This window comes from Streptomyces sp. SKN60, assembly GCF_026236535.1.
Classification (GTDB): domain Bacteria; phylum Actinomycetota; class Actinomycetes; order Streptomycetales; family Streptomycetaceae; genus Streptomyces.
The window spans coordinates 171,075-194,112 of sequence record NZ_JAHTMW010000006.1 but is presented as its reverse complement, the minus strand read 5'-3'; the positions used below and the strand labels follow the sequence as shown (position 1 = coordinate 194,112).

The 23,038-nt window shown below is 70.6% G+C and carries 21 protein-coding genes; 15 read left to right on the top strand and 6 right to left on the bottom strand.

Annotated elements, in window-relative coordinates; translation table 11 throughout:
* Position 1: 1 nt before the first annotated feature.
* Positions 2-1,813 carry a phosphate ABC transporter permease subunit PstC gene (gene pstC / locus KV205_RS12510; protein WP_265864271.1) on the top strand — a complete coding sequence of 604 codons (1,812 nt, stop codon included), beginning with the start codon at positions 2-4 and terminating at the stop codon, positions 1,811-1,813.
* Complete coding sequence (locus KV205_RS12505) at positions 1,801-2,490, top strand: ATP-binding cassette domain-containing protein (RefSeq protein WP_265864270.1); 690 nt, start codon at positions 1,801-1,803, stop codon at positions 2,488-2,490. Before pstC ends, KV205_RS12505 begins: the two co-directional genes overlap by 13 nt.
* Positions 2,491-2,569: 79 nt before the next feature.
* On the opposite strand, the gene arsB is transcribed toward KV205_RS12505, so the two are convergent.
* Positions 2,570-3,646, bottom strand: coding sequence for an ACR3 family arsenite efflux transporter (arsB, locus tag KV205_RS12500; protein WP_265864269.1), 1,077 nt, complete (start codon positions 3,644-3,646; stop codon positions 2,570-2,572).
* A gap of 127 nt (positions 3,647-3,773) precedes the next feature.
* A complete protein-coding gene (locus tag KV205_RS12495; protein ID WP_265864268.1) occupies positions 3,774-4,085 on the bottom strand; it encodes a helix-turn-helix transcriptional regulator in 312 nt (103 codons plus the stop codon).
* A gap of 122 nt (positions 4,086-4,207) precedes the next feature.
* Between KV205_RS12495 and KV205_RS12490 the strand changes: the two genes are divergently transcribed.
* Positions 4,208-4,681 carry an arsenate reductase ArsC gene (locus KV205_RS12490; RefSeq protein WP_265864267.1) on the top strand — a complete coding sequence of 158 codons (474 nt, stop codon included), beginning with the start codon at positions 4,208-4,210 and terminating at the stop codon, positions 4,679-4,681.
* Here the strand turns inward: KV205_RS12490 and KV205_RS12485 are convergent.
* The 3 genes from KV205_RS12485 to KV205_RS12475 all read right to left on the bottom strand — a co-directional run bounded on the left by KV205_RS12485 (position 4,650) and on the right by KV205_RS12475 (position 7,822).
* Positions 4,650-6,329 carry a copper resistance protein CopC gene (locus KV205_RS12485; RefSeq protein ID WP_265864266.1) on the bottom strand — a complete coding sequence of 560 codons (1,680 nt, stop codon included), beginning with the start codon at positions 6,327-6,329 and terminating at the stop codon, positions 4,650-4,652. The genes KV205_RS12490 and KV205_RS12485 overlap by 32 nt on opposite strands.
* Positions 6,330-6,344: 15 nt before the next feature.
* A complete protein-coding gene (locus KV205_RS12480) occupies positions 6,345-7,094 on the bottom strand; it encodes a YcnI family protein (RefSeq protein WP_265864265.1) in 750 nt (249 codons plus the stop codon).
* A gap of 83 nt (positions 7,095-7,177) precedes the next feature.
* Positions 7,178-7,822, bottom strand: coding sequence for a hypothetical protein (locus tag KV205_RS12475; RefSeq protein WP_265864264.1), 645 nt, complete (start codon positions 7,820-7,822; stop codon positions 7,178-7,180).
* Between the two features lie 203 nt (positions 7,823-8,025).
* Between KV205_RS12475 and KV205_RS12470 the strand changes: the two genes are divergently transcribed.
* Both KV205_RS12470 and KV205_RS12465 read left to right on the top strand, forming a co-directional pair.
* Entirely contained in the window at positions 8,026-10,542 is a 2,517-nt protein-coding gene (locus tag KV205_RS12470) for a molybdopterin-dependent oxidoreductase (RefSeq protein WP_265864263.1), read from the top strand.
* A gap of 194 nt (positions 10,543-10,736) precedes the next feature.
* Positions 10,737-11,111, top strand: a complete 375-nt coding sequence (locus KV205_RS12465) for a helix-turn-helix transcriptional regulator (RefSeq protein WP_265864262.1) — start codon at positions 10,737-10,739, stop codon at positions 11,109-11,111.
* Between the two features lie 3 nt (positions 11,112-11,114).
* On the opposite strand, the gene KV205_RS12460 is transcribed toward KV205_RS12465, so the two are convergent.
* Positions 11,115-12,194, bottom strand: a complete 1,080-nt coding sequence (locus tag KV205_RS12460; RefSeq protein ID WP_265864261.1) for a LuxR family transcriptional regulator — start codon at positions 12,192-12,194, stop codon at positions 11,115-11,117.
* Positions 12,195-12,444: 250 nt separating this feature from the next.
* On the opposite strand from KV205_RS12460, the gene aroA reads away from it, so the two are divergent.
* From aroA to KV205_RS12410, 10 genes are all read left to right on the top strand, one after another.
* Complete coding sequence (aroA, locus tag KV205_RS12455) at positions 12,445-13,746, top strand: 3-phosphoshikimate 1-carboxyvinyltransferase (protein WP_265864453.1); 1,302 nt, start codon at positions 12,445-12,447, stop codon at positions 13,744-13,746.
* Complete coding sequence (gene gpmI / locus KV205_RS12450) at positions 13,743-15,263, top strand: 2,3-bisphosphoglycerate-independent phosphoglycerate mutase (protein ID WP_265864260.1); 1,521 nt, start codon at positions 13,743-13,745, stop codon at positions 15,261-15,263. The genes aroA and gpmI overlap by 4 nt, the downstream gene beginning before the upstream one ends.
* Positions 15,264-15,333: 70 nt before the next feature.
* Positions 15,334-16,026, top strand: coding sequence for a hypothetical protein (locus KV205_RS12445; RefSeq protein WP_265864259.1), 693 nt, complete (start codon positions 15,334-15,336; stop codon positions 16,024-16,026).
* 75 nt (positions 16,027-16,101) lie between these two features.
* Positions 16,102-16,281 (top strand): hypothetical protein, encoded by a 180-nt coding sequence (locus KV205_RS12440; protein WP_265864258.1) that lies wholly within the window; start codon positions 16,102-16,104, stop codon positions 16,279-16,281.
* A 14-nt stretch (positions 16,282-16,295) separates the two neighbouring features.
* Positions 16,296-17,522 carry a M28 family metallopeptidase gene (locus KV205_RS12435; protein WP_265864257.1) on the top strand — a complete coding sequence of 409 codons (1,227 nt, stop codon included), beginning with the start codon at positions 16,296-16,298 and terminating at the stop codon, positions 17,520-17,522.
* 51 nt (positions 17,523-17,573) lie between these two features.
* On the top strand, positions 17,574-17,924 hold the full coding sequence (locus tag KV205_RS12430) for a carboxymuconolactone decarboxylase family protein (protein ID WP_265864256.1): 351 nt from the start codon (positions 17,574-17,576) through the stop codon (positions 17,922-17,924).
* A gap of 60 nt (positions 17,925-17,984) precedes the next feature.
* Positions 17,985-19,259 carry an ATP-grasp domain-containing protein gene (locus KV205_RS12425; RefSeq protein WP_265864255.1) on the top strand — a complete coding sequence of 425 codons (1,275 nt, stop codon included), beginning with the start codon at positions 17,985-17,987 and terminating at the stop codon, positions 19,257-19,259.
* A gap of 10 nt (positions 19,260-19,269) precedes the next feature.
* Complete coding sequence (locus KV205_RS12420; protein WP_265864254.1) at positions 19,270-20,397, top strand: GNAT family N-acetyltransferase; 1,128 nt, start codon at positions 19,270-19,272, stop codon at positions 20,395-20,397.
* Complete coding sequence (locus KV205_RS12415) at positions 20,397-21,611, top strand: ATP-grasp domain-containing protein (RefSeq protein ID WP_265864452.1); 1,215 nt, start codon at positions 20,397-20,399, stop codon at positions 21,609-21,611. Before KV205_RS12420 ends, KV205_RS12415 begins: the two co-directional genes overlap by 1 nt.
* The gene (locus KV205_RS12410) at positions 21,608-22,855 is read left to right on the top strand and encodes an ATP-grasp domain-containing protein (RefSeq protein WP_265864252.1); all 1,248 of its coding nucleotides are present in this window, start codon (positions 21,608-21,610) and stop codon (positions 22,853-22,855) included. The genes KV205_RS12415 and KV205_RS12410 overlap by 4 nt, the downstream gene beginning before the upstream one ends.
* Positions 22,856-23,038: the final 183 nt, after the last annotated feature.

Below are 23,038 nucleotides of genomic sequence, written 5' to 3'. Positions count from 1 at the left end.
CGTGACCGTGAAGACGCTGGTGCGGCAGCCTGCCGCACCGGACACAGCACCTCGCCCGCACCCCTCTCGGTGGGTGTGGGCCTGGGTGGGCGCCGGCACGGTCTCCGTCGCCGGCGTCATGCTGGTGCTCATCGGCTACCTCGGTGTCGGCCTGCTCAGCGGCACCGTCGACTGGATCGACCTCCTGGCCGAGTCGATGTGGAGTCCGACCGACTCCGTCTTCGGCGGCCTGGCCATGATCTACGGCTCGGCCGTCGTGTGCCTCATCTCGCTGGTGCTCGCCGTGCCGGTCGGCTGGGCGGGGGCCATCGCGCTCTCGGAGTACCTGCCGCCCCGGCTCGCCCGGCCCCTGCGCATGAGCGTGGAGCTGCTCGCGGCCGTCCCGTCCATCGTGTACGGCCTCATCGGCATCATGGCGGTGCGCCCGCTCATCGCGTGGATCGGGGACGTGCCGGGCGGTGACAGTCTCCTGGCGGCCGGAATCGTCCTGGCCGTCATGATCACGCCCACGATCGTGGCCGTGAGCGTGGACGCGTTGTCGGCCGTACCGGACCGGTATCGCGAGGCCGCCTACTCCCTGGGGCTCACGCGGCGCGAAGTCGTCCGGTCCGCTGTGCTGCCGCAGGCCCGGCAGGGGATGCGGGCCGGTGTGCTGCTTGGCCTCGCCCGGGCCCTCGGCGAGGCGATCGCCGTGTTCCTGGTCGTGGGAAGGGCGGACGGCAGACTGCCCACGTCATTCGGCGAGCTGCTCGACTCGCTGGTCCATCCCGGACAGACGCTCACCACCAAGCTGGCGGGACCTGAGCCGGTTCTGGCCGGCACGTCCGGCCCTTACTTCGCCGCGGTATGCGGCCTGGGAGTCATCCTTCTCGCCCTGGTCGCCGCTTCCACCGTGTGGGGCATCCGGCGCTCGTCGAGCTCGGGTTCGCCGGCCCGGGGGAGCCGGAAGCGGCAGTCCGCGAGGATGCGCGGAGAGCTCGACAAAGCCGTGGGGTGGTTGCGCGTGGGGGCGCTCCTGCTGCCCGGCGCCCTGCTCGTGGCCATGCTCGCCATCCTCGCGACACGGGGGAGCGCGGCCTTCGCCCCGTCGTTCTGGTTCACCTCCGCGGCCGGTTCGGCAGGCGGCGGGGTGAGCGACCAGATCCTCGGCACGCTCCTTCTCGTCATCACCACGGGGCTCATCTCGCTGCCCCTCGGGTTCGGGGCCGGCATCCTGCTCGGCGTCTACGCCTCCGCCCGCGCCGGGCGCATCCTGCAGACGGTGACCGTGGTGGTGGGCGGGACGCCGACCATCCTCCTCGGCCTCGCCGGGTTCGTGATCATCTGCAGCACCATGGGCTGGGGCCGGTCGTGGCTGGCCGGCGCCATCGTGCTCGTGCCGGTGGTCGTACCCGTGGTCGCGCTCACCACGGCAGGCCGGGTCAGCGGCATGCCCGTGGAGATGACCGAGAGCGCACTGGCGCTCGGCCTTTCGCGCGCCCAGTACGTCCGGTCCGTGGTCGTTCCGTACGCCTGGCCGGCCACGCTCACCGGGCTCCTGCTCGGCCTCGCCCGTGCCGCGGGGGAGACCGCACCGCTGCTGTTCACCGCCACGGTGTTCTTCGGCGCACCGGCGCTGCCCGGCGGCATCGTGAACGCCCCCGTGCAGGCCCTGCCCACGCACATCTTCACCCTGTCCCAGGACTCGGGCGACCCGCAGGCGGTCTCGCAGGCGTGGGGCAGCGCGCTGGTCCTGGTGCTCATCACGGCTGTACTGCTCTGCGCGGCGGTCGCGCTGCGCAACCGCTTCGAGGGGGAGCGATGGACCACGTAATCGCTGTACGAGAACTCCGGGTACGGGACCGGGAGAAGACCCTCGTCGGACCCGTCTCCTTCGGCCTGGAGCAGGGGTCGACCACCGGCCTCTGCGGGCCGTCGGGCGCCGGCAAGTCGACGGTGCTGCGCGCGCTCGTCGACCTCCTTCCCGCCGGGCTCACCCGGGACGGGCACCTTGAGGTGCTCGGGCGGCCGATCGCAGCCCGGAAGGGCGACGCCGACCTCAGGACCAAGGTCGTCCTCGTGCCGCAGACGCCGGTCGTCTTCGGCGGCAGCATCCTCGACAATGCCCTCTTCGGGATCCGGCACGTCATGCGGGCCTCCCGCGAGACCCTGCGGGACCGGGCCGAAGAGGCCCTGAACGAGGCAGGCCTGTGGAAGGAGGTCTGCGACCGGCTCGACTCTCCGGCCCAGAACCTGTCCGCCGGCCAGCGCCAGCGACTGTGTCTCGCACGTGCCCTGGCCCTGGAGCCGGCCGCTCTGCTCCTCGACGAGCCGACGAGCGCCCTGGACGAGCGCAGCCGGGACACCGTCGAGGAGTCCGTGGCCGCTCTGCGCGGTCGCCGGACCGTCCTGCTGGTGTCGCACGACCCCGCGCAGGTCGCGCGACTCTGTGACAAGACGGTGCAGTTGGACCCGCCCGTGGCGGTGCCGAGCCCTGCTCCGGTGGGTTGATCGTTCGGAGGGCAGCAGCTCTCCCGGTGGGCGGTCGGCGCGCTGCGCCGGCCGCCCACCCGTCGTTTCCGCGCAGGAGCTACGTCCGCTCGAAGCGCCTCCGCAGGGCGAGGGAGACATAGACCAGGCCGACGAGCACGGGCACTTCGATCAGCGGGCCGACGACTCCGGACAGGGCCTGTCCCGAGGCGAGGCCGAACGTGCCGATTGCGACGGCGATGGCGAGCTCGAAGTTGTTGCCTGCCGCGGTGAAGGCGAGGGTCGCGGTGCGGTCGTACGGCAGCCCCACGGCCTTGCCGAGCGCGAAGGAGCCGAAGAACATCACCGCGAAGTAGACCAGGAGCGGAAGGGCGATGCGCGCCACGTCGAGCGGCTGCGACGTCACCGTCCTCCCCTGGAGGGCGAACAACACGACGATCGTGAACAGCAGGCCGTAGAGCGCCCAGGGGCCGACGCGGGGCAGGAACTTCTGCTCGTACCCCTCCCTGCCCAGTCTCCGCTCGCCGATCCGGCGGGTGAGGAAGCCGGCCAGCAGGGGCACGCCGAGGAAGACGAGGACGTTGAGCGCGATCTGCCACGGTGAGACGTCCAGGCCCTGGCCGTCACCGAGCCCCAGCCACCGCGGCAGGAGGTCGAGGTAGAACCAGCCCAGAAGGCCGAACGCCACCACCTGGAAGAAGGAGTTGAGGACGACGAGGACGGCGGCTGCCTCCCGGTCGCCGCAGGCGAGGTCGTTCCAGATGATGACCATCGCGATACAGCGGGCGAGACCCACGATGATCAACCCGGTGCGGTACTCGGGGAGATCGGGCAGGAAGACCCAGGCGAGGGCGAACATGACCGCCGGGCCGACGATCCAGTTGACGACCAGCGAGGAGACCATGAGCCGGCGGTCGCCCGTGACGGCGTCGAGGCGGTCGTAACGCACCTTCGCGAGCACCGGGTACATCATCACGAGCAGTCCGACGGCGATGGGCAGCGAGATTCCACCGACCTCGACCGAGGCGAGAGCGCCGCTCAGTCCTGGGACGAGCCGTCCCAGGAGCAGGCCGGCAGCCATCGCGAGAAGGATCCAGACCGCCAGGTAGCGGTCGAGGGTCGACAGCCGCTTGGTGAGGGCTGTTGTGGAGGTTGTGTCCGGGTCGGTGAGCGTCACGGGCGCCGCCTCGGGAAGGAGCCGGTCTTCGTGAACGCATCGGCCTCGACTGAGGTGAGCATGAGGGGATGCTCTCACATCATTGAGAACTGACACCAGCTTTCGATGATGTCAGTTCCTGTTGATGTCAGCAGCTCCGCTTGCGGCCGCTTCCGGCGGTCTCCTGCGCCACTGCCGCGAGGTGGGTCAGCTCGCCGGCGAGCGCCGACAGTGCCTCGGGCTTGAGGCGGTAGTACGTCCACCGGCCGCAGGGCTCGGTGTCGACGAGGCCCGCCTCGCGCAGCACCTTCAGATGGTTGGACAGGTTGGTCTGCCGCGCTCCCGTCTCCTCGACCAGGTGGGTCGTGCAGAGGGACTCGCGCGCCAGCAGTGTCACGATCTGAAGGCGCAAGGGGTCGGCCAGCACCTTCAATACGTCACTGTCGACTGATGTCAGCATGTACTGATACTCTCATGCTCGGGGGTGTCGCGGCGACCGCTTTCCCCATTCTCCTGCAGGGTTCCGGTTCGCATGCCACCCCTCCTCACCCCAGGCACCATCCGCACCACCCGAGGATCGACATGGCCACCGTCCCCCGCGCTACCGTCCTATTCGTCTGCGTCCACAACGCCGGCCGCTCGCAGATGGCCGCCGCCTGGCTCCAGCACCTGTCCCGGGGGCGCGTCGAGGTCCGCTCCGCCGGCACCCTGCCCGCTGACCAGATCAACCCCCAGGCTGTCGCCGCGATGGCCGAGGTGGACATCGACCTGGTCGGTCTCACCCCGCGCGTGCTGACCCCGGAGATGGTGAAGGCCAGCGACTACGTGATCACCATGGGCTGCGGCGACACCTGCCCCGTCTTCCCGGGGAAGCAGTACCGCGACTGGGCGCTGCAGGACCCGGCGGGCCAGGACCTCGACGTCGTGCGCCGGATACGCGACGAGATCAAGGAGCGCGTCGCGGACCTCGTCGCCGAGATCGACGGGAGGGCGTCCAACCCCTACGACGGCCACGACGCGGACGTCAGCGGACATCGAGCGGACGACGCAGCGTGATCTGATCGACGTCGGAGGTCCGTACGGTCAGCGCCAGCTCCCAGGCGCCCGGCGTCGGCACCTGGAAGCCGGAGACGGTCCAGTGGCCTTCGGACGCGCGTCGCACGGGGACCGGCAGGGGGCCGATGCCTTCGGACGACGTCAGGGTCGCCCGTACCTCGGGCACGTCGATGAGCCCGCCGGCCGGGTCGGTCACGGTCACATGGAACGCGTTGGCGCCGACCCGTCCGGGATCCACGACGATGTCGGCCTTCCCCTTCCCCCGGGGGCCGCCGGTGTCGAACGGGGCCTCGATGGACACCACGGCAATGGCCTCTGCCTTCGTCGCCGATTGCTCGGAACGCGCGGGTTCTGTGGTGGTCAGAACCGTGGTGACCGCCAGAACGGCCACCCCGAGGACGGCCTCCGTCGCCACCCGGCGCCGGAGAGTCCGCCGCGGGGTGGGGCCGTCCGCCAGACGGGCGGTCCAGCGGCGTGAGACGTAGCCGAGGCAGAGCAGCAGTGCAACCCCGCCCGCCTTGGCGAGCAGCAGGAGACCGAAGCCGGTCTCGGTCAGGCCGGGCAGCGTACCCACCTGGCGCCACGACTGATAGAGCCCGGTGACCACGAGAACGCCCACGCTGACGAGCGCGACGCGCGAGAACCGGGCCACCACCTCCGCGGGCAGAGCGTCGACTCGCCTCAACGCGAGGGCCAGGACGCACAACCCGCCGATCCATGTGCCGGCCGCCAGCAGATGCACCACATCGACGGGTACGGCGACAGCGGTCTGCAACCCCGCCGAGGCATGCTCGGCGCCGGCCCAGGTCCAGGCGAGCGCGGTTCCCAGGGGCAGTGCGGTGACGACCGCGACACGGCGCGAAGCCTCCGCGGGTGCCTTCCGCCACCGGATCCACACCACGGCGCAGGCTGCCAGCAACCCCACGCGCACACTGAAGAGCACACCCGCCTTGGTTCCCCAGACCTCGCCGAGTAGCGCGACATCGGCGACATCCCCGAGCTTCCCGGAGCCGGTGTACGCGCCCCGGAGTACGAGCAGGGCGAGCGTGCACGCGAGCAGCACCGACCATCCCACCACCACCGCATGGCGCGTCAGGCGACGCTCCCGTCCCTGCGGCCGGCACACCAGCAGGAAGCAGACGGCACCCGTCAAGAGAACCATCCCGGCGTACGCGCCGAAGCGCGCTGCCGCGTAGGCCCACCCGACGGGGCCGGCATCCGGATCGCGCACGGTCGGCACCGCGCCGGCGGACGTCGCCGACGGGGCGCCCACGGAGAACGTGAACGCCCCTGCCACCGGGTGGCTGTCGGCGGACACCACCTGGTACGCCACCGTGTACGTCCCGCGCTGCAACTTCTCCCGCAGGCCGACCGCGTACGAGCCACCGCCTTCCTCGACAGGCCGCGCATCGTCCACCCGCCGGCCGGTGGGATCAAGGACGCGCACGGCGTCGGCGCTGAGTGCGATCTCCTCGGTGAAGGTCAGCACCACCCGGGACGGGGCTTCGGCGACCACCGCCCCGCGCGCGGGCGTACTGCCGGTGAGCACGGCGTGGGCGTCGGCCGGAGGGGCCCCGGCGACGAGCAGGCCCAGACCGGCCAGCAGGACGACGACCCAGCGGCGCGCGCGGGAGACGGTGACCGTCATGGCAGCCTTTCCGGATCAGGCGTTGCCGCGGCGACGGCTCGTGACCAGGGCCGTGCCGAGTCCGGCCGCGCCCAGGACGATCCCGGCGATGCCGAGCCACCGCTCGGTGCCGTGCTCGCTGTCGTCGTGTGCCTGTGCCTGTGCCTTGTCGGCGTCGTGGTCGTCACTGCCGGAGGGCTTCGCGGAAGGCGCGTTCGAAGCCGGTGCCCCGCCGTGGTGGTCGTCGGCCGCCGCGGAGAGCTTCAGTACGGCGGCCGGATGCTCCGGCTCCTCCTGGCCCGCCACCGGCGGCTCGATCCAGCGTACGACCTCCTTGTTGTCGTACGTCTGCAGCGCCTTGAGGACGAGTTCGTCCGCGTCCTCGGGCAGTTGGCCGAGCGACAGCGGGAACTTCTGGAAGTAGCCCGGCTGGATGCCCTTGTCGGTGGCGGTCCAGGTGACCTTGCTGACGGCCTCGGTGATGCTCTTGCCGTGCAGCGTCAGCGGCTTGGCGAGCTTCGTCCTGGTCACCTCGATGGTCCACCCGGGCACCGCCTGCGGCATGACCGAGGCCAGTGGGTGATCGGCGGGGAACGACACCTCGACCTTGGTGGTCGAGGCGTTCGGCCGCTCGTTGGGAACCTTGACGTTCACGGTGGCATAGCCGCCCTTGGCGGCGGCGCCCTCCGGCTGGACGGACACATGGGCGAGGGCAGGGGAGGAGGCGAGTGCGAGGCCGGCGACCGTGGTCACGGCGAGGATGCCGAGGCGTGCGGAAGTGCGCATGGGTGTGACTCCGTTGGTGCAGGGCCCCGATCGGTGCCTCGCAGGGCACACGTGTACCGGGGCGGGAAGGATGGATGACGACGTCAGCCGAGGACGGCCATCCACCGCGGAGGTCCGCGTCGAGTCACCTCATGTGAGAGGAGGAGCTGAGGGCCGAGGGGCGCTGCCGCCCGACAGGACAGAGCACGCGGAAGACCGGATACGGGTGCAGTCGGGTGGCAACACCACTGTCGCACCAGACTGTTGAGGATGCGCCGTACGTACGCGACGACATCGGAGCCGTAAAGGCAGGCGAGTTCGCGGACCTGGGACGCTGCCGCGTCGCCGCTGCGGAGCAGCCATGCGACGCCGGCCGCCGCCACGAGGTGACCGCAGAGCATCGGGAACGTGGGGAGAACGGTCGTCCAGGGCAGGGGAGTCAAACCGTGGTTCATCGTCCCCATGGAATGCGGCGTCGGGCTCACCGGCATCGTGGCCGAGAAGAAGGCGTGCAGTCCGATCTGCGATACGGCGAGAACGCCCGAGCCCATCGGCATGGTCAGGCGACGGCGGGCAAAGGGCGCCACCACGAGGGTGACGGCCGCAGCGCCCTCCGAGATCGCGCTCCAGGCGGGCGACGCTCCCGTGGCCACACTGTGGCCGCAGGCGGACATCACCACGCTCAGCCAGGTGAGGAGCAGGGCGCGGACGAGGCCGGCTCCCGGCAGCGAGCGCACACCCGGATTCATCCCCACCCCCCTGCGGGCTACACGTCGACATGCCTGGTTTGAAAGGATGCTGACGGAACGTCAAAACAGCGCGAAGACAGGCCAGTCCGGGCAGCGGGACGGCGCGCGCCTCACTGTAACCCGTTGATTCGATGAATCTCTAGACAGGAGGTGGTGATCACCCTAGGCTCTCGACGCCTGCCACACCACAGGGGGAGTCGGACGTGTCCCACAGCAACAAGCCTGTCTCCAGAAGGAACGTCGTCCAGGGCGCCGTGCTCACCAGCGCGGCCCTGATGGTCAACGTCCCGACCGCATCCGCGGCCGGAGGCAACCCCGTGAATGTCGCACCATCTACCACCGTCGGCGAGGGCGGCCTGTTGAACTTCACCGAGGGCTCGGCGGCCCTCCACCCCGACCGGACGGTCAAGAGCGCCTGCCAGTTCTGCAACTCGAACTGCGCGATCTCCGTCGGTGTCCGCGCCGACCGCGTCATCAGCGTCCAGGGCGCGTCCGGCGACCCGGTGCAGCAGGGCAACATCTGCGTCAAGGCCCCGATGATGGCCGAGATCACCCACAACCCCCTGCGCCTGACCAAGCCCCTGATCCGTACCGGCGGCCGGAAGGGCTCCAAGGACTCCGCCTTCCGCGAGGCCACGTGGGACGAGGCGCTCGACCTGATCGCCCGCCGCCTCCTCGCGCTGCGCGACAGCGGTCAGGTCGCCTCGATCGCCAACCGGACCACCGGCCGTCTCCCCCGGGGCACCGGTTCCCTGGTGGCCCGCCTGTTCACGCTCCTCGGCAGCCCCAACAACACCGACGTCGGTCCGGTCTGCAACGACGCCGGCGGCAACGCCCTCAAGGCCACCTTCGGCCTCGGCAACTTCACCAACGGGTACGGCACGGACGGCGCCACCGGCGAGGACGACCTGGGCTCCGCCGACTACTTCCTCTTCCTCGGCACCAACCAGGCCGAGACCCATCCCGTCACCTTCGACTACCTGCTCCGTGGGAAGGCCCGCACGGGCGCGAAGCTCGTCGTCGTCGACCCCCGGGAGACTCCCACGGGCGCGCTCGCCGACGAGTGGATCTCCCCCAAGCCGCACACCGACCTGGCCCTGGCCCTGGGCATGCTGCAGCACATCCTCGACAAGCGCCTGTACGACCGGGAGTTCGTCGACCGCTGGGTCCTCGGCTTCAAGGAGCTCCAGGCCCATATGGCGGCATCGGGATACACCCCGGAGTGGGCCGCCGACGTGACGGGTGTCCCGGCCGACACCATCCGCCGCATCGCACGCGAGTACGCCCGCGCCGACAAGGCGGCCATCTTCTGCAACGCCGGCATCTCGCACCAGCTCGGCGCCTTCGACACATATCGGGTGCTCACGTTCCTCGCCGCCGTCACGGGCAACATCGGCCGGCTCGGCACCGGGTGCAACTTCATGCACAACACCTGGCCCGGCGACCTGCACCTGCCCGCGCTCACCGTCCGCACGCCCGACGTGGGGACCGCGCTGCCCGTGGGGCCCGACTACTTCGCCGAGGCCATCCTCACCGGCAAGCCGTACCCCCTCAAGGCGATCATCACCCAGGGCAACCCGCTGATCTCCTCCGCCAACACGGAGAAGGTCAAGGAGGCGTTCCGCAAGCTCGACTTCTACGTCTACACCGGCCTCTTCATGGAAGAGGCGGCGTACTACGCCGACGTCGTCCTCCCGGTGAGCTCGCCGCTGGAGTACGAAGGCGTGTACATGCGGCGCGACGACCGGGCGATCCGCTGGCAGGAGGCCGCGGTTCCGCGCTGCGGCGAGTCGAAGACCGACTACGAGATCTGGATCGACCTCGCCCACGCCTTCGCACGCCAGGACCGCCGGAAGGGTCACGCGTACTGGGCCGACTCCTTCCCCCTGGCCTGGAAGGACTACTCGACCCTCTGGGCGGAGTTCGTCAAGCACACCCCGGGTGTGGGCGGCATGACGCAGGAGCGGATGCAGAAGCGCACGGAGCCGCTGCGCTGGCCCTGCCCGACGCCCGACCATCCCGGCGTCGGCGCGCTCTACCAGGACCATCCCTCCTGGTACGAGGCCGCCGAGTCGCTCGGCGCCAGGAAGGGGCAGCGCTTCCTCACTCCCAGCGGCAAGATCGAGATCTACACCGAGGAGCTGGACCGGCAGCTCGCCACGGCCGGTCACGCGGCACTGCCCGGCTTCTACACCCACCCCGAGGTGACCGGCGCCCATCCCACGCTCGCCTACGAGAGGCGCTTCATCACCAGCCCGATCAATCCGCAGGCCGTCACGCATCCGGTGCGGCTCGGTGTGCGGGGCGACGGCTCCGTCCACCGCGACTACCCGCTCATGGGCATGACGGGCCGGCCGAGCGTGGTCCACTTCGCCTCCGTCACCCACTGGACGCCCACCGGCGCCCGGCTCAACGGGATCAGGCTTCTTCAGATCCACCCCGACACGGCGCGCAGGCTCGGCATCGAGGACCGCGACGACGTGGTCGTGGAGAGCCCACGGGGCAAGGTCACGGCCACAGCCCTGTACTGGGAGGGCATCCGGGAGGACACCGTCTTCCTGCCCAACACGTTCGGCCCCGCACAGAAGCTCGCCGAGGAGCTGGGAGCCGATCACTACGAGGCGGCGAACGCACTCGTCGACGACCGCTACTACGACAACCTGTCGGGCCAGCAGGCCTACAAGTGCTTCGCCTGCCGCGTCACCAAGGCGCCGGCCTGAACCGATTCCCCGCGGTCTGCCCGGCGGACCTCCTCCGCATGACACCCCCTGTCGGGCACTCCGGCCCTGCCTCCCTCGCGCGTCCCCACCGCGCGGAGGCAGGGCCATTTCCCCTGCCCGAGAGGCACATGGGGTGCCTCTCGTCACGTCTCAGGTCAGTTGCGCAAAGATTCGACAACTGTAAAACTAGACAGATGGCACAGCTTGAGGTGATCGACCCCGTAACATGCTGCACCCCCGTCATAGCCGCGCCCCTCGACGAGGAGCGGGCCGCGGGCACGGCCAAGATGTTCAAGGCCCTGGGCGACCCGATCCGGCTCCGCCTGCTCTCGATGATCGCGTCCGCAACGGGTGACGGCGAACTGTGCGTCTGTGATCTGACCGGCCCCTTCGACCTGTCGGCGCCGACGATCTCGTATCACCTCAAGATCCTCCGCGAAGCGAATCTGGTCACCTCCGAGCGCCGTGGCACCTGGGTCTACTACCGCCTCCGGCGGGACAATCTGAGCCTGCTCTCCGGTCTGCTCGCCGTTCCGAGCATGGGGGAGCTGGCGGTCGCCGAGGCCTGACGTTCACACCAGCACGCCGAGGTCCAGCCCTTCGGAGATCGTGGCGGAGAGGGCTGCACTCTTCGGATCCTTTGCCCGCACGGGCTGATCGCCGCCGCACGCGCAGGGCCGCAGCCAGCCACGCTCGACCGCCTTGGCCCCGGCCTCGAACCTGCTGCGGGCGCCCAGCCGCTCCATCATGTCGGCGATGGTGCGGCGCGCGGTGCGCAGGCCCAGGCCGAGCTTCTTGCACACCGCCTCGTCGGTGAGTCCCTGACCCATCAGACGGAGCATCTCCTTTTCGAGCGGAGTCGGCTGGTCGCCCTCGCAGGTTCCTGGGGCGTCCAGCGGCGTCATGCTCTCGCAGAGGCGCTCGAACAACGCGATCAGCCCGGTGATGTACCCGGCACCCGACACCTGCACCGCCCCGGCGCACGGGTCGGCCGGGTCGGCGGGCAGCAGGGCCGTGGTCCGGTCGTAGACGACGAGCCAGAGGGGGAGGGTCGGCGCGGTGCCGACCTTGCCGCCGTTGCGGGCGATCCAGCGCGCGTAGGCGAGGCCGGCCCGGTCGTTGTAGACGCTCTCCAGGTAGACGTTCCACACCAGGACCCCGCGGTCCAGCATGTGCTGGTCGACCGGGCGACGGGCGTGCATCGCCTCGGCGCTGTTGGCGTCGGCGGGGAGCAGGGAGACGCACTCGGTGGTGGTCCGGCCGGCCAGGCGCTCCATGCGCGCGTGGATCGCGGCCTGGGACTCGAGGCGCTCCCAGCCCGCGTGGGTGCCTCGCGCCTGGGCGTCGTCGTACTCCTCGGAGAGCCGGTCCACGGCCGCCTTGATGTGGACGAACTCCTGCTGGCGACGGAGGAGTTCGGACTGCTGCCGCTCCAGCATCGTGCGCAGCGCGAGTGGTGGCCGGGTCGGTACGAGGGTGCCGGACATCTGGCGCAGCAACGAGAGCTCGACGAGACGGTTCACGCTCTGGCGTACGGCGGCCTCCGGTGCGTCGACGCCGAGCGGAAGGTCGTCCAGGTGGCACCCCGGCCGGTCGAGTGCGAAGCGGTAGATCGTGTGCGCCAGTTCGTCCAATCCCAGTGACTGCAACATCCGCCCCCCAGGCCTGCTGCTGAATTGAATTTCTTCAAGATAGCACGGTGCTTGATCATCTGATCGGTGCCGAGTGAGCGGATCCGATCATGGGAGGCAGCATGTTGCCCGGCAACTTGCTGCCCCCGGAAGGAACTTCTCAGCCACACCGGAGCACCCGCAGTCTCGATCACGTCACCGGCGGCGTCGTGACGTCACGGCGCCACGACCATCGGGAGAGGCTTTGAGCTCGTTCGAGACAGATCTGCGGATGAAGGCCGAGAGCGTCACGATCCGACCCCTGCAGACCTTCGACAAGCGGGTGAAGGTCCTCGGCTCCAAGAGCTACTCCAACCGCTACCTGGCGCTCGCCGCCCTGTCCGGTGAGTCCACCACGATCGAGGGCGCCCTGGTCTGCGACGACACGCAGTTCCTCGCGGGTGCGCTGCGCGCCTTCGGCCATGTCGACGTGGACATCGACGCCGCGGCCGAGCGGATCACGGTCACGCCCACCGGCCGGCCGATGACGGCCCCGGCCGAGGAGGTGTACGTCGGAGCGGCGGGCACCCCGATCCGGTTCCTGATCTCCATGGCCGGCCACGCCGAGGGGACGACCGTGCTCACCGGCACCAAGCGTATGCAGGAGCGCCCCATGGGCTCCCTCCTCGAAGCCCTCCCCGGCCTCGGCGTGACGGCCGAGGCCGTCCGCGGCAACGGCAGCCCGCCGATCAAGGTCACCGGCCCGAGCTTCCGCGGCGGCTCCACGCGGATCAGCGGCGCGGTCAGCTCCCAGTTCACCTCCAGCCTCCTGGTCAACGCCACGCGCGCCGAGCAGGACACCGAGGTCCACGTCATCGACGACCTGATCTCCAAGCCCTACGTCGAGATGACGATCGCGGCCCTCGCCGAGATGGGCGTCGTCGTCGAGCGCGACGGCTACACCCGCTTCAAGGTCGCCGCCGGCCAGAAGCTGCGCGGCGGCACGGTCAGCGTCGAGCCCGACGCCTCCGGCATGTCGTACTTCCTCGCCGCCGCCGCGGTGCTCGGCGGCACGGTCACCATCCCGGGCATCGGCAAGTCGTCCAAGCAGGGCGACGTCGGACTCGTCGAGGCCCTGGTCCGCATGGGCTGCACCGCCGAGGTAACCGACGACTCCATCACGCTGACCGGCGGGGAACTCCACGGCATCGACATCGACATGGAGACCATGCCCGATGTGGTCCCGACCCTCGCGGTCGTCGCCGCCTTCGCCCAGGGCACCACGCACATCAGCAACATCGCCAGCCTCCGGATCAAGGAGTGCGACCGCATCGCGGCCGTCACCACCGAGCTGCGCAAGATGGGCATCACCGTCGAGGAGTTCCCCGACGCCATGACCATCACCGGAGGAACCCCGCAGGGCACGGTCATCGACACCTACGACGACCACCGCATCGCCATGTGCTTCGCCATCGCCGGCCTGCGCACCGAGGGCGTCGTCATCAAGGACCCCGGCTGCGTCGCGAAGTCCTTCCCGACCTTCTGGAAGACGCTCGACAGCCTCCACGACGACGACATCGCGAGCACCCTGTGAGCGCCGGAACCCCGGGCATCCTGCTGGTCCTCGACGGTTGGGGACACGCGGCGGCCGGTGAGGCCAACGCCCTGACCGCGGCCGCCACGCCGTACCTCGACGGACTGCTCGCCACCTGCCCGACCGTCCTCGCCGACGCCTCCGGCACCGCCGTCGGACTGCTCCCCGGGACGGTGGGCAACTCGGAGATCGGCCACATGGTCATCGGCGCCGGCCGCCCCATCCCGTACGACAGCGTGCTCGTCCAGGAGGAGATCTCCAGCGGACGCATGCGCTCGAACGAGGCCCTGACCGAGGTGCTGAAGGGCCTCGCCGCGAGCGGCGGCGCCCTGCACCTCATCGGGCTCTGCTCCGACGGCATGATCCATGCCAACGTGCAGCACCTGCAGGAACTGCTCCGTATCGCCGCGCAGTTCGCCGTGCCGCGGGTCCGCGTCCATGCCATCACGGATGGGCGGGACGTCGCCGACCACACGGCCGCCGCCTACTTGGGCCTCGTCGACACGTTCTTCGCCGAGGCGGGCATCGGAGAGGTGGCGACGGTCGTCGGACGCGGGTACGCACTCGACAAGAGCGGCAACCTCGAACTGACCGAAAAGGTCTCCCTCGCCATCGTCGACGGCAAGGGCGAAGCGATCAGTGAGCCGCAGGAGGCCCTGGAGCTGACCCAGCGCGGAGACGAATGGGTGCCGCCCTGCGTCGTGACGAGCGCCGACGGCCGGCCGCTCGGGGCCGTCCAGGACGGCGACGCCATCCTGTTCACCAACTTCCGCAGCGACCGCATCCAGCAGCTCGCGGACGACCTCCACACCTGGCTCGCCGGCCGGCGGGTCACCTTCCTGAGCCTCGCCCAGTACGACACCAAGGCGTCCATCCCGGCCCTGGTGCACCGGTCGGACGCGGGCGGCGGCCTCGCCACCGTACTCGGTGCGCAGGGCGTGCGCTCCGTACGCATCGCCGAAGCCGAGAAGTTCGAGCACGTCACGTACTACCTCAATGGCCGCGACTCGAACGTCGTCCCCGTCGAGGAGCATGTCAGGATCACCGGTGACAGGGCTCCCGACTACACGGTGAGACCCGCGATGAACATCGACCGGGTCACCGAAGCCGTCATCTCCGCCGCCCGCCGCGACGACGTTCCCCTGGTGGTCGCCAACCTGGCCAACATCGACGTCGTCGGCCACACCGGCCACTTCGACGCGACCCGGCAGGCAGCCGAGCACACCGACCGTGCCGTGGAGGCCATCTGCGGCGCGGCGCAGGCGACCGGCCGCTGGGTGTTGCTCGTCGGGGACCACGGCAACGCCGAGAAGATGCTCACCGACGCCACGGACGGCGACGGCTGGCCCTACGGCGGGCACACCACCAACCCGGTTCCCGCCGTGCTCGTTCCGGCTGCCGGGCAGAAGGCGGCAACGCCTGCCGGCCCGGCCACCCTCGCCGACATCGCGCCCAGCGTCCTCGCGCTGCTCGGGCTCGCCCCCGAGCCCCGCATGACCGGGCGGCCCTTGTGGTGAGCGCCGGAACGCACCGGCACCAGACCGACCACGCGTCCCCTTTCACCTCCGCAGGACTGGAGACATCCCGATGACCTCGCGTCCCCGTCTCGCCCTTGTCGGCGACCGCAGTGACCGTGTTCCCGCCCACGCCCGGTTCGACGAGATCGTGCCCGCCTTCGGTGTCGACGTCGACTGGCTCCCCAGCAGCACCGTGACCGAGTCCATCGCCGACTACGACGGGATCTGGGTGGTCCCCGGGTCGCCGTACGCGAGCCAGGCGAACGTGCTCCTCGCCATCCGTACCGCCCGCACCCTCGGCATCCCCTACCTCGGCACCTGCGGCGGCTTCCAGCACGCGCTCATCGAGTACGCGCGCAACGTCCTGGGGCTGCAGGACGCGGAGGATGTGCAGTACGACGCGGAGGCTTCCACCCCGCTCATCGTCCCGCTCTGCTGCTCGCTCGTCGGCGAGACGGCGCCGCTCTACTTCGCGCCGGGCAGCCGGCTCGCCTCCGCCTACCCGGGTCTGGAGGAGACGGTGGAGACGTATCACTGCAAGTACGGCCTCAACCCGGACTACGAGGACAAGATCCTCGCCGGAGCGCTGCGGATCAGCGGCTGGGACGCGGAGAAGGCGCCGCGTGCGGTGGAACTCCCCGACCATCCCTTCTTCGTCGGCAGCCTGTTCCAGCCCGAGCTGTCGTCGACGGCGGCCCGACTCCACCCGCTCATCAGGGCGTTCCTGGACGCGGTCGGCGAGCGTGCGCGTCGCGACCATTGACACGGCGATCTCTCTGATTCGATACTTGTTTAAGTAAAGGGAATTCGAATCAGATGAACGGGAAGGAAGTGGGTCATGGCCACGAACTCGACCGAGGCGGCCGAGCAGGAGCCCGTCGGCGGCTTCGTCACGGACCCGACCGCCACGGCGGGCGCCTCGCAGGGCGGCTGCTGCGGCGAGCCGGCCGACGCCACCGGCTCGGTCGCCGGTGGTCAGGGCGGCGGCTGCTGTGGTGAGCCCGGCGGCGGCTGCTGAGGAAGACGCCTCAGATGAAGGACACAGCCCAGGGCCAGGAGCGCGTCGCGGTGCGCTCTGCGGCGGACGCGTTCGACGCGGACCGTGCCCTGACGACGCTCCGGGCCCTGTGCACCCCCGACATGCAGGGGCGTGCACCCGGCACGCCAGGGCACGACCTGGCCAGGCGGCTTCTTGTCGCGGAGCTGACGTCGTACGGCCTCACGCCCGTGCTCGACAGCTTCGCCATCCGCGAAGTCATGCGACTGGCGGGCCGGCCCACCCTCCGGGCGGAGGGCGGACGGCTCGGCCGCGAGCTCGTCCACCGTGCCGAGTTCGCCGAACACCCGCGCTCGGGGCCGATGCCCGGGCCCGTCACCGGAACGGTCTCCGAGGACGCGGGGCCGGGGGAGTGGGCAGCGCTGCCCACCGTCCCTCAGGGGAACGCCTTCGCGGAGCTCGCCGACACCCTGACGGCGCGCGGCGCGGTGGGCATCCTCACGGCGCAGAACGCGGACGCCTCCGGATTCCTCACCAAGCGGGTCCAGGGCCCCGCGCCGGTCGGGCTCCCGGTCGTGGCCGTACGGCCGGATCTGCTCGCCGACGCGGTCGGCAGCGTGGTCACCGCCCATGTCCCGCTGGTCCGCGTGCCCGCCACCGGCACGAACATCGTCGCCACCCTGCCGGGCAGCGACCCGGAGGCGAAGCCCATCCTCCTCACCGCGCACTACGACGGTGTCGGATCGGACCCCGAGCGGCACTTCCCGTGCGCGGGCGACAACGCCAGTGGAACCGCGGTGATGTGCGAGGTCGCCCGTGTGCTGACCTCGTCCGCGCCACTGCCCCGGCCGGTCGTCCTCGCCCTGGTCGACGCCGAGGAGATCGGCACGCTCGGCTCCGGGCACCACGCACGCACCTTGCGCGAGGCAGGCGTCGAACCCGACGCGCTCAACCTCGACATGGCCGGCAAGTTCAACGGGAAGATCGCGATCGAGCTCGGACCGGCCGACCCGGCCCCCCGGCACGTCATCGCCGCACTCGACAGCGCCGGCCGACGCCTCGGCATCCAGCTGTACGCGGGAATGGTGTCGTCCGACAACCGGCGTTACGCGTCCGCCGGCTTCCCCGCCGCGGGCATCGGCGTCGGGGCGGCGCACTACCACTCGCCGCTCGACAGCCCCGAGCGAATCGACCCCGACGCGCTCGGCAAGGCGGGGAGGCTCGTCCTGGAGACGATCCACCACCTCGCCACCCAGAACTAGATCTCTTTCACCATCCGTTTCACCGTCATCTTCCGATTCAGGAGTATCGCCATGGCCGCGGCCCAGCAGTCCGTCTCCACCCAGCTCATCCAGCTCGCCCCCACGGTCGGCGAGCACCACGCCGCCTTTTCCAAGAGCTACCAGGAGTTCTTCGGCGCCGTCTTCGACCACGACGCCCTGGAGCCCAAGACCCGCGCCGCCGTCGCCCTCTGCGCCGCGCTCCTGCAGGACCGCGAGGAGACCGTGCGGTCCTTCCTCGCCGCCGCCAAGAAGCTCGGGCTGAAGAACGAGGAGATAGGCCAGATCGCCGGCATCGTCGAGGCGATGAAGCTCGACGCCCTGCAGCGCCCGGCCGTCCAGGCCGTCGCCGCCGCGGCCAAGAAGGCCAACACCTGCTGCTGAACCGGTCATTGCTCGTTGCCGGGTTCTCATCCGATACCTCACTTCGAAGGACCGCAGCACGTGACTGATCCAACCAACAGCGGCGCCGGCTCCGTCGTCGTGCTCGGAGGCCGCAGCGAACGCGAATTCGCCGTCGTGCGGGATCTCGGGTACCGCGTGGTGCTCGTGGACGAGCAGGTGCCCTGGCACTGCATGCCCTGGGTCGACACCCACCTGGACGTCGCCCTCGACGACTGGGACGCGGTGGCCGACGCGATACGCGCCGAGCTCGGCGACGAGGCCCCCGTGGCGGTGCTCACCCACACGGAACCGCGACTGCCCCTGATGGCCCGCCTGGGCAGGCTCCTCGTCGAGGCCCCTCGGGGCCTCGACGAGACCGCGGCGACGAACTGCCGTGACAAGTGGCGCACCCGGACCGTGCTGAGCGAGGCGGGTCTGCCCGTGCCCCGCTTCGCGCTCGCCGGCACCGTGGAGGAGGCGATCGCGGCGGCCGAGGACATCGGCTATCCCGCGGTCGTCAAACCCCGTGACGGTGCGGGCGCGTTCGGGGTGCGGTGCTGCCAGGACGAGCGCGAGCTGCGTGCGGCCGTCGGTGCCCTGTTCGCCGCTCCGACCGGCTCCCTGACCGGAGCTCTGATCGAGGAGTACGTCGACGGGCCCGAGTACGCCGTCCAGACGCTCACCCAGGACTCGAAGACCGGCGTCCTGAGCGTCTTCCGGCAGCGGATGACTCCGCCGCCGGTCTTCGTCGAGCTGGGCTACGAACACCCGAGCGGTCTGTCGGCGGACGAGCGCGACGAGCTGGACGGACTGATGCGAGACGTCCTCGCCGCCCTGGGCGTGCACGACTGGATCAGCCACACCCAGATCCGGCGCGGCCCGGACGGATTCCGTGTCATCGAGGTCAACGCGCGGCGCCCCGGCGGCCGGCTCGTCGAGATGACCACCGCCGTCAGCGGCGTCGACATGACGGAGGCCGTCACGCGGCAGGCCCTTGGCCTCCCGCAGCCCGAAGCGAAGGCCACCGTGCCGTACGCGCGCTACGCGAGCATCGTCTTCGACGCGGCGGGCACGCTCCTGTACGACGAAGTCGACGCGGAGACAGGTCCGTTCAGGCCCATCGTCGAGGTCGAGGTCGAGCCGGGCGAGACCGTCCGGCCCAAGGAGCATCCGAACGGCGGTGTCTACGGCCGCATCGTGGTCTACGGCGAGACGCCCGAGGAGCTCGACCGGGCGGAGCAGGAGGTCCGCAAGGCCCTCAGCTTGCAGGTGGTGTTCGGAGACGGCCTCGGTCCGGCGGAGACCGACAGCCGCGAGTTCAAGTCGTGCTGCTGAGGTGGCGCGGATGACCCTCACCGAACCCGCCCCGAAGACCATGGGGTCGCACCGGATCGAGGTGCGGACCTCCATACAGGCGGTCGACGCCGAGCAGTGGAACCGTGTCGTCGCCCGGGCCGGCGGGACCGTCTTCCACACTTGGGAGTGGCTCGCCGCCTTCGAGGACGCCCCGCCGGGCCGCTTCGAGCCCCGCCATCTCCTTGCGTACCGCGGAAGCGCCCTCGTGGGCGTGTGCCCGGCGTACGTCGTGTACGAGTGCCCCCGGCTCTCGTACCTGACGGACCTCGCCCAGCTCGACCTCGGCGGTCCCGTCCTTCTGGCCCACAGCCTCGCGGCACTCGACGGCGGTCCGCTCGCCGTGCCCGGCCACGAGGACGCGCTCGTCTCTCTGCTCGGCGCGCTGGAAGCGACCGCGGGGGACGAGGGCGTACGGACCTGGGGCGTGGCGAACGCCCCCGCCGGCGACCTCGGCGGGCTGCTGCTGCGGCACGGCTACGCCACCGCCCACATCACCACCTCGTACCGCTGCTCCACCGACGTGCCCTCCGTCGCGGACTACTGGGGCTTCGCCTCCGGGCGGCTGCGCCGCAAGCGGGAGAAGGAACGCCGGGTATCGGGCCGCGAGTTCACCGTGGCGGAGGCGCCGGCGGACGCCGACACCCTCGTACGCCTCCTGCACTCCATCCTGGAGAACCGCGGCACGCCCACGGACGTGCTGCCCGGGACCTTCCTCCATGCCATCAAGGCCCGCCTCGCGCCGTACGAGCGCATGGTGACCGCCGTCGACGCCGAAGGGCGGACCGTCGCGGTCTTCGCCGGCTGGCAGTTCGCCGGGAAGTGGTCGATGTGGCTGGCCGGACTCGATGCCGAGCGGCTCTCCCACTTCGTGCCGTACCGGGCCATGGCCGCCCTGCTCATCGAGGGTGCCATCGCCACCGAGGTCGGCTCCATCGACCTCGGCCGGTCCAACGGTGTGGAGAAGCGCAAGCTCGGTGCCCATCCCGTCCCGCTCTACCTCGCCCTCAACACCTCCGACCGCGCCGAACGGGCCGCCCTGCACGCGGCCTGCCGACGCCTCGAAGAACGGTGCCAGGGCGCCGACGAGCAACTCGACATCGTCAGGCGGTGCTGCTGATGAACACCGACCTCACCGCCGACACGCGACCGAGCGTGGCGTGCGTCTCGGGACGCCGCGTCGTCGACGTCCTCAACCAGCTCGACGTGCGCTCCGTCCTCCTCGACAACCCCACACCGCTCGACCTCGCCTGCCAGGTCGACGTCCCCCTGGACGTGGACCTGGACGACTGGGACGCCGCCGAGGCGGCGCTCCGCTGGCTCCACGCCGGCCGCCCGCTCGACGCGGTCTTCAGCGTCTATGACGCCCACCTGCCGCTGGCCAGCTATCTGGCCGCACGACTCGGCACCCGCGGCCTCGACCTCCAGGCCGCGCTCGCCTGCCACGACAAGATCCGCATGCGGATGGTGCTCACCAGCGGGGGAGTGCGGGTCCCCGACCACCTGCCGGCCGCCGACCCGGCCGATGCCGCGGCCGCCGCCCAGCGCCTCGGCATGCCCGCCGTGCCCGTGGTCGTGAAGAAGGCGACCGGGTCCGGTGGGCGGGGCAGCATGCTGTGCCGCAACCCCGAGGACGTGGCCCGCGCCGTCGAATTGTTCGGACCCGGCGCGCTCCTCGTGGAGCGCGCGGTCGAAGGACCTGAATACGCCGTGCAGAGCATTACCAGCGACGGCAGGACCGAGGTCGTCGGCATCCTCGCCCAGCACGTCGGCCCCGGTCCACGGCAGGCCGAGACCGGGTACGACTTCCCGAGCGGTCTCGGCCCGGAGCGGGAGTCCGAGGTGGCGTCCTTCGTCACCCGGGCGCTGGCCGTCCTGGGCTTCGACCACGCCGTCTCCCATACACAGGTACGCCTCACGGCGGACGGCCCCGTGCTCATCAACGTGGCCGCCCGGCCCCCGGGCGGGCAGCTGTGTGCCGCGACCGAACGCGTCAGCGGCATCGACCTCACGCGTGCCGCCGCCGAGATCGCGCTCGGGATGCCGGTCACCCGGGGGACGCCCACCGCAACCCGGGTCCTGTACAGGTGCGTCACCTCCGAAAGCCCCGGCACGGCCTGGTACGACCTCGACGGCATCGACGCACCCGCCGTCACGCTCGACGTCGAGCCCGGCGACAGCGTCCGCAGTGTCGACGACCCGGACGGCGGCAGCTACGGCCGCATCGTGGTCTACGGCGACGACCCCGCGGAGCTCGAGAGCCGGTACCGCGCCATCTTCGAATCGCTCCGACTCCACGTCGAGCCCGACCACCAGCAGGTGATGCTCCCTTGACCCCTCGCGTCCTCGTCCTCGGCGGCCAGCGCACCGTCCAGCAGCTGAAGGAACACACCGACTACGACGTCGTGTTCGCCGAGGAGAACATGACGATCGAGCAGCTGATGCTCGCCGACTACCCCCTCGAAGTCGACTTCGACGACTGGGACGACGTGATCGCCCTGGTCGCCGCGGCCCACGCCGACCAGCCCATCGACGCCGTCGTCACCGGAGTCGAGCGCCTCGTCCCGCTCGCCGGGCGGCTGCGCGCCGAGCTGGAGCTCGGCCACGGCATCACGGAACAGTCCGCCCGCGACTGCATCGACAAGGCGGCGACCCACCGGCTCCTCGCGGAGGCGGGCGTCCCCGTGCCCCGTAACCGAGTGGTCGCCGGCACGTCAGAAGGAGCCGAGGCCGCCGAGGAGTTGGGCCTCCCCGTGGTCGTCAAACCGCGTGACGCCTCCAGCGCCGCCGGCCTCAAGTACTGCGCGAGCCGCGAGGAGGTGGAACAGGCGGTGGGAGACATCCTGAAGGGGGGCCGGGACACGGCGCTCATCGAGGAGTACGTGACCGGGCCGGAGATCGGCGTCTTCGCCTCCCGGGTCGGCGGCCGGACCCAGGTCGTGTGGGTCGTCGAGGGCGAGGTCGGACCTCCTCCGACCTTCGTCAAGGTCGGAGGGTTCTTCCCGAGCCGCCTCGACGAGGGACAGCTCGCCGAACTGGAGGACCTCGCGGACCGGGTCCTGGCGGCCGTCGGTCTCGACGACTGGGTCGCGGCCCTCCAGTTCACCCTCACCTCGGACGGCTGGCGCGCCGGCGAGGTCAACCCCCGCGTGCCCGGCGGCCAGGCGGTCGAGATGATCCGGTCGACCACCGGCTACGAACCGAGCCTGATCGCCACTGAGGCCGCCCTGGGGCGGCACGCCCGACCCGGGGCCCCCAAGGCGCCGTTCGGGCTCTACCGCAGCATCGTCTTCGACGGGAGCGGGCGCATCGACTACGACGCGCAGGCCGCCGGATCGCTGAGCGGCCTCGAATCCCCGGTTCCCCCGTTCGTCGAGTTCGACGTCAAGCCCGGCGACGCCGTGCTGCCCGTCGAGCACCCCAAGGGCGGCGCGTTCGGCCGCATCGTGCTCGCCGGCGAGAGCCTGGAGCAGCTGGAGCGGGACTACGCCAAGGTCCGGGAGCAGCTCGCCGTCCGGCTGGTCGACGACGCGGCCTCGGAGGCCGCGGTGGACCGCGCGCACACCAGCTGCTGCTGACAACTTCTGCTTGATGAAGATCTGTTGACGGTCAACCAGACCACGTGATTCGATACTTTTGAAATCATCGAATCAAGGACTTGGGAGGAGGAAGCATGGCTGACGACATGATCGGCTCGGGCTGCTGCGAGACCAGCGGCGCCGAGGACGTGGCCGAGGACGGCCAGGAGTGCGGCTGCGCCT

What these genes read in the sequence shown, in the direction of transcription:
- KV205_RS12495 (WP_265864268.1), bottom strand. Translation starts at nt 4,085, where the DNA reads ATGCTGACATCAGTCGACAGTGACGTATTGAAGGTGCTGGCCGACCCC.
- KV205_RS12445 (WP_265864259.1), top strand. Translation starts at nt 15,334, where the DNA reads ATGACCTCGCGTCCCCGTCTCGCCCTTGTCGGCGACCGCAGTGACCGT.
- KV205_RS12475 (WP_265864264.1), bottom strand. Translation starts at nt 7,822, where the DNA reads ATGAATCCGGGTGTGCGCTCGCTGCCGGGAGCCGGCCTCGTCCGCGCC.
- KV205_RS12435 (WP_265864257.1), top strand. Translation starts at nt 16,296, where the DNA reads ATGAAGGACACAGCCCAGGGCCAGGAGCGCGTCGCGGTGCGCTCTGCG.
- KV205_RS12465 (WP_265864262.1), top strand. Translation starts at nt 10,737, where the DNA reads ATGGCACAGCTTGAGGTGATCGACCCCGTAACATGCTGCACCCCCGTC.
- KV205_RS12490 (WP_265864267.1), top strand. Translation starts at nt 4,208, where the DNA reads ATGGCCACCGTCCCCCGCGCTACCGTCCTATTCGTCTGCGTCCACAAC.
- KV205_RS12480 (WP_265864265.1), bottom strand. Translation starts at nt 7,094, where the DNA reads ATGCGCACTTCCGCACGCCTCGGCATCCTCGCCGTGACCACGGTCGCC.
- KV205_RS12440 (WP_265864258.1), top strand. Translation starts at nt 16,102, where the DNA reads ATGGCCACGAACTCGACCGAGGCGGCCGAGCAGGAGCCCGTCGGCGGC.
- KV205_RS12415 (WP_265864452.1), top strand. Translation starts at nt 20,397, where the DNA reads ATGAACACCGACCTCACCGCCGACACGCGACCGAGCGTGGCGTGCGTC.
- KV205_RS12485 (WP_265864266.1), bottom strand. Translation starts at nt 6,329, where the DNA reads ATGACGGTCACCGTCTCCCGCGCGCGCCGCTGGGTCGTCGTCCTGCTG.
- KV205_RS12460 (WP_265864261.1), bottom strand. Translation starts at nt 12,194, where the DNA reads ATGTTGCAGTCACTGGGATTGGACGAACTGGCGCACACGATCTACCGC.
- KV205_RS12430 (WP_265864256.1), top strand. Translation starts at nt 17,574, where the DNA reads ATGGCCGCGGCCCAGCAGTCCGTCTCCACCCAGCTCATCCAGCTCGCC.
- KV205_RS12420 (WP_265864254.1), top strand. Translation starts at nt 19,270, where the DNA reads ATGACCCTCACCGAACCCGCCCCGAAGACCATGGGGTCGCACCGGATC.
- KV205_RS12505 (WP_265864270.1), top strand. Translation starts at nt 1,801, where the DNA reads ATGGACCACGTAATCGCTGTACGAGAACTCCGGGTACGGGACCGGGAG.
- aroA (WP_265864453.1), top strand. Translation starts at nt 12,445, where the DNA reads ATGAAGGCCGAGAGCGTCACGATCCGACCCCTGCAGACCTTCGACAAG.